Here is a 12,697-nt window from a genome sequence, read left to right on the forward strand (position 1 = left end):
ATGCTCGCGGCACCCTCGGGTCGATCGCGCCGCACGGGGGGCCAACCGTCCCGCCGGCGGACCGCCGCCCTTCCCCCGAGGAGCAGCATGCTTCGCAAGAGGACCGCCGCCCACGTCGTGGGCGCGCTGCTGATCGGCACCGCCGCGCTCGGCTACGGCCTGCCGTCGGCCAGCGCGGCGGCCGCAGGCCCGATCACCGGCCTCGGCGGCAGATGCGTCGACGTTGCCGGGGCCAACCCGGCCAACGGCACCCCGGTCCAGCTCTACGACTGCAACGGCAGCGCGGCCCAGACGTGGACGGTCGGCAACGCCGACAGCTCGGTCCGGGCACTCGGCAAGTGCCTGGACGTGGCCGCCGCGTCGACCGCCAACGGCGCCAAGGTGCAGCTGTACGACTGCAACAACACCGCCGCTCAGAAGTGGACGGCCAGCAACGGCGCCCTGGTCAACACGGGCTCGGGCAAGTGCCTCGACGTCACCGACCGGAGCACGGCGAACGGTGCCCGGTTGCAGATCTGGAGCTGCTCCGGCGGCACCAACCAGCGGTGGACCCTGCCCGGCGGCGGCACCCCGCCCCCCACCACCCCGGCCGGGCGCAACCTCGACGACCCGGCGAAGAAGGACGTCGCCATGCAGCTCGTCTCGGCGGCGGAGAACTCCTCGCTCGACTGGCGCGCGCAGTTCTCCTACATCGAGGACATCGGCGACGGGCGGGGCTACACCGCCGGCATCATCGGCTTCTGCTCCGGCACCGGCGACATGCTCGAACTGGTCGAGGCGTACACCCGCACCAAGCCGGGCAACGTGCTGGCGTCGTACCTGCCGGCGCTGCGCGCCGTAAACGGCACCCCCTCGCATGCCGGCCTCGACCCCAACTACCCCCGCGACTGGCAGACCGCGGCCACCGACCCGGTGTTCCGGGCCGCGCAGGAGGCCGAGCGGGACCGGGTGTACTTCAACCCTTCGGTACGCGACGGCAAGACCGACCAGGTCCGGGCGCTCGGCCAGTTCGCGTACTACGACGCGGCGGTGATGCACGGGTACGAGGGCATGCGGGCGATCCGCAACCGCGCCCTGGCCCGCGCGAAGCCCCCGGCGCAGGGCGGCGACGAGCGCGCCTGGCTCCACGCCTTCCTCGACGAGCGGGTCATCGAGATGAGGAAGGAGGCGGCCCACTCGGACACGTCCCGCGTCGACACGGCCCAGCGGGTGTTCCTCAACAACGGCAACTTCGACCTGAACACGCCACTGGTGTTCGCCGTCTACGGGCAGCAGTTCCGCATCGGCTAGCGCCCTTGCCTTGACGTCGGCGACAAGGTTTAGCGTGGTCGTGACGGGCGGGCACAGGGGGTCGGATGCTGATCGGTGAGCTGGCGGAGAGGGCCGGGACGAGCACCCGCGCCCTGCGCTACTACGAGGCGCACGGGCTGGTACGCCCGGAGCGCTCCGCCAACGGCTACCGCGTCTACGACGAGGCGGAGCTCCGGGTCGTACGGGAGATCCGGGCCCTGCTCGACGTCGGCTTCGGCCTCGACGACGTTCGTCCGTTCGTCGCCTGCCTCCGGGCCGGCAACACGTCCGGCGACGTCTGCCCGGACTCGGTCACCGTGCTGCGGCGCAAGCTCGCCGAGGTGGACGCCTATCTCGACCGGCTCGGCGCGGTACGCCAGCAGCTCCACACCCAGCTCACCCACGCCATCGCGCACCGGGAGGAACCATGCCCCAGGAAACGGCAGTCGGCTCGCTAGTCACCGTCACCGACGACACGTTCGCCGAGCTGGTGCTCGCCAGCGACCGGCCGGTGGTGGTCGACTTCTGGGCCGACTGGTGCCCGCCCTGCAAGGCGATCGAGAAGAGCCTGGTCGAGCTGGCCGGGGAGTTCGGCGACCGGATGGTCGTGGCGAAGCTCAACTCGGACGAGAACCCGGAGGCCACCCGGCGCTACGCCGTCATGTCCCTGCCGACGCTGCTGGTCTTCCGTCAGGGCGAGGTCGTCGGCTCGACCGTGGGGTCCAGGCCGAAGACCCACCTCCGGCAGATCCTGACCACACAGGCCGACCTGTAGCGGTCAGCGGCGGCTGAGCTCCGCCTCAAGTCGCTGGATGAGCGTCTTGCGGGCCTTGCCGCCGCGCTCGTTCCGCAGGGCGGACCGGAGCTGTCGCGTGTCGAGGCCACGGACCAGTTTGGCCGCCTCGGCGACGGACATCTCCGACATCCGTCCGGCCGTCGTGGCGTCCCGGCGGGCTCGGCTGGCCGGTCTCGTGTTGGCCACGAACTGCTTGCCGGTCCGCGACGCCTTCCGCTTCTTGGTGTCGGTGGCGCGCTTCTCGTCCTCCGACAGCTCCTCCCAGGCCTTCTTCGGCAGGTAGCGACTGGTGGTGTCGCCGTGCCGGGCCCGGGTGTCGCCCTCTCTGGTCTGCCAGTCCTCCGCGCCCCACCGTTGCAGGGACTTCTGCCGCTCGTCCTTGGGACCCAGGAATCCGCCGCCCCGTCTCTTGTACTCCTGGGTGACCAGTTGCGACTTCCGCGCCGACCACTGCCCCGGCCTGCCGCCCTTGTCGGAAGCCTTGATCTCTTCCTTGATCTGCTCTCTGAGTTCGGGCTTCGTGTACCGCGCCATGAACGGCAGCTACCCGGGACCGCACGGCCTATGCCTCCCGCGCGGCGGCTTGACCTCAACCTCACGCGAGGTTCTAGCCTGCTTCGCGGAGGTACGGCATGAGCATGGAAGTTACCGCGTGGACGTCCCTGCACCACGCGATGAACGCGCAGGACGAACGACCACTGTCCCGGGCGACCCTGAAGCGCATCGCGCGGTTCGCACGACCACACCGGCCCCTGATCATCAAGTTCCTGTTGTTGAGCGTGGTGACGGCGGTCCTCACGGTCGCGGCGCCGGTGCTCGCCGGTCGGGTCGTGGACGCGATCGTCGACGGCGCCGACAGCGGCGTCGTGATCCGGTTGGCGGTGCTGATCGCCGTGATCGCCCTGGCCGAAGCCGGTCTGGGGCTGTTGACGCGGTTCCTGTCCGCCAGCATCGGCGAGGGACTGATCGTCCAGCTGCGGACCGCCGTCTTCGACCACGTCCAGCGCATGCCCGTGGCGTTCTTCACCCGGACCCGCACCGGTGCGTTGGTGAGCCGCTTGAACAACGATGTGATCGGCGCGCAGCGGGCCTTCAGCGACACCCTGTCGGGTGTGGTCGGCAACGCGGTCACACTGGCCCTGACGCTGGCGGTGATGCTCAGCTTCTCGTGGCAGATCACGCTGCTGGCGCTCGTACTGCTGCCCATCTTCGTGCTTCCGGCCCGGCGGATGGGTTCGCGGCTGGCCCGGTTGCAGCGCGAGGCGGCCGAACACAACGCGGCCATGAGCACCCGGATGACCGAGCGTTTCTCGGCACCCGGCGCGACACTGGTCAAGCTCTACGGACGTCCGGCCGAGGAGTCGGCCGAGTTCGCGGCGCGGGCGCGCCGTGTACGCGACATCGGCATTCGCACCGCCATGCTCCAGTGGGTCTTCATCACCGCGCTCACCGTCGTCGGCTCGCTGGCGCTGGCCCTGGTCTACGGGCTGGGCGGTCTCTACGCCCTGCGGGGCAGCCTCGACGCCGGCACCGTGGTCGCGCTCGCGCTGCTGCTGTCGCGCCTCTACGCGCCGTTGACGTCGCTGGCCAGCGCCCGGGTCGAGGTGATGAGCGCGCTGGTGAGCTTCGAGCGGGTGTTCGAGATCCTCGACCTCAAGCCGCTGATCCTCGACAGGTCCGATGCCCGGCCGCTCCCGGACGGACCGGTCGCGGTGGAGTTCGACGCCGTACGGTTCGGCTACCCGTCGGCCGACAAGGTGTCGCTCGCGTCCCTTGAGGATGTGGCGAAGCTCGATACGCGCGGCGGCGAGGAGGTGCTGCACGGCGTGTCGTTCCGCGCCGAAGCGGGGCAGATGGTCGCCCTCGTCGGTTCGTCCGGGGCGGGCAAGTCGACGATCGCCCAACTCCTGCCGCGCCTGTACGACGTCGAGGGTGGCGCGGTGAAGCTCGCCGACGTCGACGTACGCGACCTGTCGGCCGAGTCGATCCGAGCGGCGCTCGGCGTGGTGACCCAGGACGGGCACCTGTTCCACGAGAGCATCCGCGCCAACCTGGTGTTCGCCCGGCCGGATGCGACCGAGGACGAGATGTGGGACGTGCTGCGACGGGCTCGGCTCGACACCCTGATCCGCTCACTTCCGGACGGGCTCGACACCGTCGTCGGTGAACGGGGGTACCGCCTGTCGGGCGGGGAACGGCAACGCCTCACCATCGCGCGACTGCTGCTGGCCCGTCCCCGTGTGGTCATCCTGGACGAGGCCACGGCGCACCTGGACTCCACGTCGGAAGCCGCCGTGCAGGACGCCCTCGCCGAGGCCCTGACCGGCCGGACCAGCGTGGTCATCGCGCACCGGCTGTCCACCATCCGTGCGGCCGACCAGATCCTCGTCGTCGAGGACGGACGCATCGTCGAACGCGGGCGACACAGCGAGCTGCTCGCCGCGGGTGGCCGGTACCAGGATCTGTACCGCACCCAGTTCGACCAGGACGGGCCGCCGGTCCAGGAGGAGCGCGTCGCGGCCGTCTGAGCGGTGCGCTCGTACCGCCGCCCGCCACGGTGAGCCCGTGGTGGGCGGCGGCAACCCGGCGTCAGTCGTCGTCGCCGGACTTGTCGTCGTCGTCATCGTCCTGGTCGTCGTCGTCATCGTCATCGTCCTGGTCGTCGCCGTCGTCGTCGGCCGGCTCCTGCTCGGCCTTGAGCACCGTGCCGTTGTCCCGGTCGACGTCCACCTCGTGCTCGGTGTCGCCCGCGACGATCTCGACGCTCCAGACCGGTCGGCCGTGCTCCTGCTCGGCCTCCACCTCGGTGATCTGACCGCCGCCGGCCCTGGCGAGCGCGATCTCGCCGGCACGCTGCTGGTCCACGGCGCCGCTGGGGCTGCCGCTCGACGGCGTGCCGCTGGAGGGCGTACCGCTCGACGGTGCGCCGCTCGATGGCGTACCGCTGATCACCGGCGCGGGGCTGGTACCCCGGGTGGCGCTGTCGTCCGGTGCGTCGGTGGCCGTCGGGTCGACGGTCGCGGCGGCGAGTGCCGTGCCGGTGGCCCGCGGGTCGCCGGCGGCGCTGACGCCGACGGCGACGCCGGCCACGGCCAGCACCGCCGCTCCGCCGACCGATGCCAGGAGCAGAGAGCTGCGCTTCATCGTGATGTCCACCTTTCCTCGGTTGTCGACTTCGAGGATCGGCTGGATCGGGATAGCGCCGCGCTGTCCGGACGCTAAGGCCGGGTTAAGCCGTCTCCGGCGGACCTGGACGCGCCGTCCGCCGCGGGTCGCCCCGCCGTCGACGGCCCGAGCCGGAGCAGCACCTGCGCCCCGCCTGCCGGACCGGTACGCAGTTCCAGCCGGCCGCCGCCGGCCTGTGCGGCGCGTCGGGCGATGTCCAGGCCGAGGCCGGTCGACCCGGCCGGGCTGGCACCTCGCCGGACCGCCCCGGCCGGCATCCCCGGGCCCTCGTCGGTGACGGTGAGCAGCACCTCGCCCTCGTCCCGGGCCAGCCGGACGGCGAAGGGCGTGCCGTCGGGGGTGTGCGCGAAGACGTTGCCCAGCAGGGCGTCCACGGCCGCCGTCAGGTCGTCGGCGGGCACACCGACGGGAAGCGGGCCGGGCGCCAGGTCCAGGGTGACGGTCCGGCCGGTGTCCTCGGCCAGCACCGACCAGAACGCGACCCGGTCGCCGACGATCGTCGCGGCGTCCGAGCCGACCGTTTCCGTGGCCGGTGACCGGCGCCAGCGGGCCTGCCGGATCAGCCCGGTGACCGCCCGTTCCAGCCCGTCAGCGGCGGCCGTGATCCGGGCAGCGTCGTCCGGGTCGCGCAGCGACTCCGCCTCCAGCCGCAGCGCCGTCAACGGCGTACGCAGCCGGTGCGAGAGGTCGGCGACCTGCTCCCGCTCCTGGAGCAGGAGCACCTGGATCCGGCCGGCCAGGTGGTTGAGCGCTCCCGCCACCTCACGTAGCTCCGCCGGGCCGGCCGGCACGACCCGGGCGTCCAGCTCGGCGTTCGCCAGCCGGTGCGAGACGGCGGACAGGTCGCTGATCGGCCGGACCAGGGTGCGTGCCAGCCGGTCGGCGACCACCAGCCCGATCACCACCAGGACCACTCCGAGCAGGGCCAGCACCAGCCACGCCCGGGTCACCCCGGCGGTCAGCTCGTGCCGCGGCACGACGGTCCGGATGACCGCGGTGCCGTCCGCCCGGCCCTGCACCGCGATCACCACCTCGCGCCCGGCCGCCGACTCCCCGGTGAGGCTCTGCCCGCGCGCCGCCAGGGCCACCGCGGGCGTACGGGGAGTCTGGGCGCCGAGCACCGTGCCGTCCGGCAGGAAGACACTCACCGGCCGTCCGGCCTCCGCGGCGAGTTGCTCGACGGTGAGCCGGATGGTGGCCGCGTCGGCGGTGCCGACCACCGGCACCAGACTCTGCGCGTCGGCGGTGGCCCGGACGGTGGCCCGGTCCTCGGCGACCGTGCGGACCAGCAGCGCCAGCGGCACCAGGAACGCGATGAGGGTGAGCACGCTGACCGCGGCGACCAGCAGCGCGAGTCGTGCCCTCACGGCTGCACCGCCGGCGCTTCGAGACGCACCCCGACACCACGCACGGTGTGCAGGTAGCGAGGCTGCTGGGCGGACTCCCCCAACTTGCGACGCAACCAGGACAGGTGCACGTCGACGGTCTTGTCGGCGCCGCCGTACGGGATCTGCCAGACCTCGGTGAGCAGCTCACGTTTCGTGACCACCTGACCGGGTCGACCGGCGAGGTGATGCAGCAGGTCGAACTCGCGGGGCGTCAGCTCGACCGCCACCCCGTCCAGGGTGACCTGCCGGGCCCGGGGATCGACGCGTAGCCCACCGACGACCAGCGCGGAATCCTGCACGTCGGCACCGGCGGGACCTCGCCGCAGCACCGCCCGGGCGCGGGCGTCGAGCTGCGCCGCGGTGAACGGCTTGATCACGTAGTCGTCGGCGCCCGCGTCGAGCACCCGTACGATCTCGGCCTCGTCGTCGCGGGCGGTGGCCACGATGACCGGCACCGTGCTGACCGCCCGCAGCATCCGCAGCAGCTCGCGGCCGTCCAGGTCGGGCAGGCCCAGGTCGAGCACGACGAGGTCGGGCCGGTCCTCCAGCGCGTCGCGGAGCCCGGCCATCGCGGTCGAGGCCGCGGCCACCGCGTGGCCGCGTTCCCGCAGGGCACGGATCAGCGGGGTACGGATGGTCAGGTCGTCCTCGATGAGCAGCAGGCGGGCCACAGCTGGCAGGCTAACCGCTGCCGCTGCCAGCGAGGCGGACGTTAACCATGCCTTAGCGTCCCGATGTGCCGACGACAAGGACGGATCGGGGATAGTCAGAGGATGGGCCGTCGTTCGATCCTCGTCGCCGCCGGATGGGTGGCCACCGCCGCCGTGGCAACCCTGATCGGGTTGGGCGCGATCCGGCTGGTGGGCGAGAGCCTCACCGGCACACCGGGCGGGGTGCGCAGCGCGGCCGAGATCGAACGGGCGCTCGCCTCGCCGGAGCCGGTGCCCACCGGCACGACGGGCGCGGGCTCGGTCGGGCCGGGCACGACGAGCCCCGCGCCAGGCGCCAGCTCCGGGGTCCGCCGGGGGTTCGCCACCGACGGCGGCACGGCGGTGGCCGAGTGCGGTGCCGACGGCGTACGCCTGGTCTCCTGGGCGCCCGCGCAGGGCTACCGGGTCCGGGACGTGGACCGGGGTCCGGACGACGACGTCGAGGTCACGTTCCAGGGATCGGCCCGGGAGTACGAGTTGAAGGTGCGCTGCATCGGCTCGGAGCCGGTGGCCGTCGACGACGACTAGGGCGTTGGGCGTTCGCGGTCCGCGGCCCTGCCGATGGCGACCATGCGCAGGGTCTCCTCTCGACGGCGCACGAGCAGCGCTCCGGCCAGGAACGTCACCGGTGGGACGAGGACCAGCCGTGGCCGGCACGGAGGTCCGTGCCGGCCACGTCCCGGTGGTGGTTCAGCTGGTGTACGCCTCCACCTCCCAGAGCGAGTGGCCGTATCCGGTGCCCCGGGCCGTCCCGTAGATCCGCAGGTAGCGGCCGTTGGCGCCGAGCGCGGTGTGCTCGTCCACGCCGCCGTCGGCCCCGGTCACCGTCTTCACGGTGGTCCAGGTGGTGCCGTCGTTCGAGGTCTGGATCTGGTACGCGCTGCTGTACGCCGCCTCCCAGTTCAGCTTCACCCGACCGATCGCCGTCGGGCTGCCGAGGTCGACCCGGATCCACTGCGGGTCGGAAAACGCGCTCGACCAGCGGGTGGTGAGGCTGCCGTCCACCGCCCGGGCGCCGGCCACGTCGGCCCCCTCGTTGCTCGACGTCGTCGCCGGCTTGTTCAACAGCAGGTTGCCGCCGGTCGGGTTCCCGGTGCTGCCGTACACCTCGAACTCGAACAGCGAGTAGCCCCAGGCGGTGCCCCGGGTGGTGCCGGTGAGCCGGACGTACCGGCCGGAGCCGGTGAGCCCGGTCAGGTCGTCCACTCCACCGTCGCCGCCGCTCACCGTCCGAATCGTGGTGAAGTTGACCCCGTCCGGCGAGGTCTGGATCTGGTATCCGCTGCCGTACGCCGCCTCCCAGGTCAGCTTGACCCGGTTGATGCTGTGGCTCGCGCCCAGGTCCACGTCGATCCACTGCGGGTCGCTGAACGAGCTGCCCCAGCGGGTGCCGAGCGCACCGTCGAACGCGTTGGCCGCGACGAAGGCGCCCTCGAAGCTGGACGCGCGCGCCGGCTTGCCCCGGGCCAGGTTGGCGCCCGGCTCCGGGTCCGGGTCGGGCCCGGGACCGCCGGGGCTGGTGGAGAGGGTGAACTCGTCGATGTCGTACATCCCGCCGCCGCCCTTGAACACCAGGAACAGGGTGCGCGTGCCGGTCGGGGCGGTGACTCCGCCGGTGAATGCGGCGAACGTGCCGTGCCCGCCGGTGGGTGTCACCGTGGTCGAGCCGACCAGCGGCCCGGTGGGCGAGTCGACCCGCAGCTCCAGCGTGCCGCCGGCACCGGCGGGGGCTCCGGCGCGGACGCTGAACGACTGGACGCCGGTCAGGTTGTAGGGGCGGAACGAGATCCAGTCGTTGTTGTCGACGTAGCCGACCGCCGCGCCGCCGTGCCCGGCCGCCCCGGAGACGATCTGCACGCCGGACGAGTCACCGAAGTGCTCGGCCTGGCGTACCCGTGGTTGCAGGACCGCCTGGGTGTGCGTGGTCAGCGGTGGCTGGCCACCCCCACCCAGGTCGGTGTACTCGGCGTCGATGATGCCGAAGATGTTCGCCGCGGTGTCGTGCTCGCCGTCGGCCGAGGTCTGGATGACCCCGGTGCAGCCCTGCACGCTGCCGAGCTGGTGGCCGTGCGCGTCGTGCCCGAGGACGTAGTTCACCTTCACCCGGGCACAGTTGACCGCGCCGTCCTGGGCGTCGCTGACGGTGACGGAGAACGGCACCGCGTCCCCGAAATTGAAGGTCTGCCCGTTCAACGGGGTGTTCACGGTGACCACCGGGGCGCTGTTGCCGACCGTGACGACCACGCTCGCGGTGGCCGTCTTGCCGGTGGTGTCCCGGACCGTCAACGTCGGGCTGCGGGTCCCGTTGGTGGTGTACGTGAAGCTCGGGTTCGCCGCGGTCGAGTCGGTGGTGCCGTTGTTGTCGAAGTCCCACGCGTAGGTGAACGGGTCACCGTCCGGGTCGAGCGTGCCGGCCGACGAGAACGCCACGGTCAGTGGCGCCGTGCCGCTGGTCGGGGTGGCCGAGACCATCGCGACGGGCGCTCTGCCCTCGCGGGCGTACTCGATGCGGTACAGCGCCGAGTTGGCATCGCCGTTGAACCAGCCGGTGCCGTAGTCGAGCACGTAGAGCGCGCCGTCCGGGCCGAACTCCATGTCCATGACCTGCGTGCCCGTCCACGGGAACGGATTGATCTTCAGCGGTTGGCCGGCCGGGTCGAGCTTGATGTTCTTGATCCAGCGGCGTCCGAACTCACCGGCGAAGTAGGTCCCGTCGTAGTACGCCGGGAACGCTACCGGGGAGGTGTTGTTCGGGTCGTACCGGTAGACCGGGCCACCCATCGGGGACAGGCCGCCGCCGGTGAACTCCGGCGGCGAGCCGGAACCGCCGTACGGCAGCCACGCCGGAACGGCCGGCGGCAGCTGGGTGATGCCGGTGTTGTTGGGCGAGTTGTTCACCGGCCCGCCCGCACAGTTGAACTTCGGCCCGGACGGGCCGGACGGGAAGGTGTAGTCGTTGTACGCGTCGTTGCGCGCGGTGCAGTACGGCCAGCCGTAGAAGCCGGGCCGGTCGATCCGGGCGAACTCGACGTTGCCCGCCGGCCCGCGGTTCGGGTCGGCGGTGCCGGCGTCGGGACCGTAGTCGCCGAGGTAGACGATGCCGGTGGCCTTGTCCACGCTCATCCGGAACGGGTTGCGGAAGCCCATCGCGTAGATCTCCGGGCGGGTCCGCGCGGTGCCCGGGGCGAACATGTTGCCGGCCGGGACGGTGTACCCGCCGGCCGCGCTCGGCTTGATCCGGAGCACCTTGCCGCGCAGGTCGTTGCTGTTCGCCGAGGTGCGCTGCGCGTCGAAGGCCGGGTTCCGCCCGGCCCGCTCGTCGATCGGGCTGAACCCGGCCGAGTCGAACGGGTTGGTGTCGTCGCCGGTGGACAGGTACAGGTTGCCGGCCGCGTCGAAGTCCATGTCACCGCCGACGTGGCAGCACATGCCCCGGCTCGTCGGCACGTTCAGGATCAGCGTCTCGCTGGCCAGGTTGACGGTGTTGTCCGCGTTCACCGTGAACCGGGCCAGTCGGTTGACGCCGTCCCAGCGGGCGAAGTCGGCCGGGGTGCCGGTGGCCGGTGCCCCGCCTCCGGGAGTGTCCAGTGGTGGCGCGTAGTACGCGTACACCCAGCGGTTGGTGGCGAAGTTCGGGTCGGCCTTGATGCCCTGCAGGCCTTCCTCGTCCCCGGTGTAGACCGGCAGCGTGCCGGCGACCTTGGTGTTGCCGGCCGCGTCGGTGTGCCGGATCACGCCGTTGCGCGAGGTGTGCAGCACGCCCCGGTCGGGCAGGACGGTGAGGCTCATCGGCTCGCCGGTCTCGGCCGCGCCCTTGGCCAGCTCCACCTGCTGGAAGTTGCTGGTGACCGTGGGGCCGCAGTCCGCGTCGACCGCGCCGGCCACGGTCATGATGCCGCCGAGCAGGTGCTGGCGGAAGTTCGCGTCGGTGTACGAGGCGTCGGTGTGGCCGAGGCCGGTGTACCAGGACCGGCCGCCGGAGTAGTTCTGGCACCAGGAGATCGGGTGGTCGTACCCCATGCTCCCGCCGGTGTAGGTGCTCTCGTCCAGGGTGGCCAGCACGTGCACGTTGCCCCGCGGGTTGGCGCGGTAGTTGTACCACTCGTCCAGCCGACTCCACCGCTGCGGCAGCGTCGCGGTGGACGGGTGCACCTGGTCGGCGACCTTGATGGTGGCGGTCTGGTCGGCCGGGTGCGAGGCGAAGTACGCCCCGACGAGCCCGCCGTACCAGGGCCACTCGTACTCGGTGTCGGAGGCGGCGTGCACGCCCACGTATCCGCCACCGCCCTGGATGTAGCGCTCGAACGCGGCCTGCTGGGCGGCGTTGAGCACGTCGCCGGTGGTGGACAGCCAGATCACCGCGGCGAACCGGTCCAGGTTGGCGTCGGTGAACTGGGCCGCGTCCTCGGTGGTCTCGACGGTGAACCCGTTGGCGGCACCGAGCTGCTGGATGGCGGTGACGCCCGGGGTGATGGAGCCGTGCCGGAATCCGGCGGTCTTGGTGAACACCAGCACGGTGAACGGTGCGGCGCTGGCCACGGGTGGCACGGCGACAATGCCGCCCACGACGAGGATCGCGCTCAGCACGGCGCCGAGCCACGATCTCAGGGATCTGCGCACGGTAGGTCCTTTCGCGGTGCGGGGGACGGCGTGCGCCGATCACGCCTGGTGGTGGGCAGGGTGGTGTCGAGCCTGGTGGCGGTCGCCCGGCAGGCCGTTCGCCGCTGACAGTGCGACACATGTGAATGCATCGTTGCCGCTGGATCACGGGCGCGTCAAGCACTCTCCCACCATTCGTGAGAGCGCTATCTGCGCTGGTCAGGCGCGACTCCAGCAGGCGAGATCAGATTACGGTTTTCGGGCCTGCGATTCGCCCGGGCACGCGCCGCGACGCGTAGCCTGGGCTCATGGGGACGCTGCGCTTCGCGAGGGATTCCGGTGGCTGACGCGGACGATGTTCGCCGTCTGGCGCTGGCCCTGCCGCAGGTGGTGGAGATCGACAGTGCGGGCTTCGACTTCCGGGTGGGTGGCAAGGGGTTCGTCTGGTCCTATCCGGAGCGCAGGCCGGGCAAACCACGCCTGATCCGGACCGATGTCGCGGTGCTGTTCGTCGGCGACCACGCCGAGAAGGAGGCTCTGCTGCTCGGGGAGCCCGATCTCTTCTTCACCACGCCCAGCTACGACGGTCTGCCACTGGTGATGCTCCGCCTGGCGGAGGTGGGAGTCGACCGCCTGCGAGAGCTCGTCACCGACGCGTGGCGGATGCGCGCGCCGCAGGCGCTCCTCGACGACCTCGACGACGGCAGCCTTCGTCTGGGCTGACCCCT

General features: G+C 71.7%; 11 protein-coding genes. 6 read left to right on the forward strand and 5 right to left on the reverse strand.

The features are described 5' to 3' along the window. The first annotated feature begins 87 nt into the window (after positions 1 to 87). The 3 genes from EAD89_RS00495 (at position 88) to trxA (ending at position 2,065) form a co-directional block, all read left to right on the forward strand. The gene (locus tag EAD89_RS00495; protein ID WP_121674288.1) at positions 88 to 1,290 is read left to right on the forward strand and encodes a chitosanase; all 1,203 of its coding nucleotides are present in this window, start codon (positions 88 to 90) and stop codon (positions 1,288 to 1,290) included. 65 nt (positions 1,291 to 1,355) lie between these two features. After that, the gene (locus EAD89_RS00500) at positions 1,356 to 1,748 is read left to right on the forward strand and encodes a MerR family transcriptional regulator (RefSeq protein ID WP_121654809.1); all 393 of its coding nucleotides are present in this window, start codon (positions 1,356 to 1,358) and stop codon (positions 1,746 to 1,748) included. Further along, positions 1,718 to 2,065 (forward strand): thioredoxin, encoded by a 348-nt coding sequence (gene trxA, locus EAD89_RS00505; RefSeq protein ID WP_121654808.1) that lies wholly within the window; start codon positions 1,718 to 1,720, stop codon positions 2,063 to 2,065. The genes EAD89_RS00500 and trxA overlap by 31 nt, the downstream gene beginning before the upstream one ends. A 3-nt stretch (positions 2,066 to 2,068) precedes the next feature. Here the strand turns inward: trxA and EAD89_RS00510 are convergent, their stop codons facing one another. Continuing rightward, positions 2,069 to 2,620: a DUF5872 domain-containing protein gene (locus EAD89_RS00510; RefSeq protein ID WP_121654807.1), complete on the reverse strand. Its 552-nt coding sequence runs from the start codon at positions 2,618 to 2,620 to the stop codon at positions 2,069 to 2,071. A gap of 98 nt (positions 2,621 to 2,718) precedes the next feature. Here EAD89_RS00510 and EAD89_RS00515 point away from each other — a divergent pair, with 98 nt between their 5' ends. Continuing rightward, positions 2,719 to 4,614: an ABC transporter ATP-binding protein gene (locus tag EAD89_RS00515; protein WP_121674308.1), complete on the forward strand. Its 1,896-nt coding sequence runs from the start codon at positions 2,719 to 2,721 to the stop codon at positions 4,612 to 4,614. A 61-nt stretch (positions 4,615 to 4,675) separates the two neighbouring features. On the opposite strand, the gene EAD89_RS00520 is transcribed toward EAD89_RS00515, so the two are convergent. From EAD89_RS00520 to EAD89_RS00530, 3 genes are all read right to left on the reverse strand, one after another. Further along, positions 4,676 to 5,230, reverse strand: coding sequence for a PepSY domain-containing protein (locus tag EAD89_RS00520; RefSeq protein ID WP_121674309.1), 555 nt, complete (start codon positions 5,228 to 5,230; stop codon positions 4,676 to 4,678). Positions 5,231 to 5,304: 74 nt separating this feature from the next. Further along, on the reverse strand, positions 5,305 to 6,639 hold the full coding sequence (locus EAD89_RS00525) for a HAMP domain-containing sensor histidine kinase (protein WP_121654806.1): 1,335 nt from the start codon (positions 6,637 to 6,639) through the stop codon (positions 5,305 to 5,307). After that, positions 6,636 to 7,331, reverse strand: a complete 696-nt coding sequence (locus EAD89_RS00530; RefSeq protein ID WP_121654805.1) for a response regulator transcription factor — start codon at positions 7,329 to 7,331, stop codon at positions 6,636 to 6,638. The genes EAD89_RS00525 and EAD89_RS00530 overlap by 4 nt, the downstream gene beginning before the upstream one ends. Before the next feature lie 102 nt (positions 7,332 to 7,433). Here EAD89_RS00530 and EAD89_RS00535 point away from each other — a divergent pair, with 102 nt between their 5' ends. After that, positions 7,434 to 7,898 carry a septum formation initiator gene (locus EAD89_RS00535; protein WP_121654804.1) on the forward strand — a complete coding sequence of 155 codons (465 nt, stop codon included), beginning with the start codon at positions 7,434 to 7,436 and terminating at the stop codon, positions 7,896 to 7,898. A 162-nt stretch (positions 7,899 to 8,060) separates the two neighbouring features. Here EAD89_RS00535 and EAD89_RS00540 read toward each other — a convergent pair whose 3' ends face one another. Next, on the reverse strand, positions 8,061 to 11,990 hold the full coding sequence (locus EAD89_RS00540; protein ID WP_121674289.1) for a ThuA domain-containing protein: 3,930 nt from the start codon (positions 11,988 to 11,990) through the stop codon (positions 8,061 to 8,063). 318 nt (positions 11,991 to 12,308) lie between these two features. Between EAD89_RS00540 and EAD89_RS00545 the strand changes: the two genes are divergently transcribed. After that, a complete protein-coding gene (locus tag EAD89_RS00545; RefSeq protein WP_121674290.1) occupies positions 12,309 to 12,692 on the forward strand; it encodes an MmcQ/YjbR family DNA-binding protein in 384 nt (127 codons plus the stop codon). The last annotated feature ends 5 nt before the right edge of the window (positions 12,693 to 12,697 follow it).

The sequence above is a fragment of the Micromonospora sp. BL4 genome (assembly GCF_003667505.1).
Taxonomy (GTDB): Bacteria; Actinomycetota; Actinomycetes; order Mycobacteriales; family Micromonosporaceae; genus Micromonospora.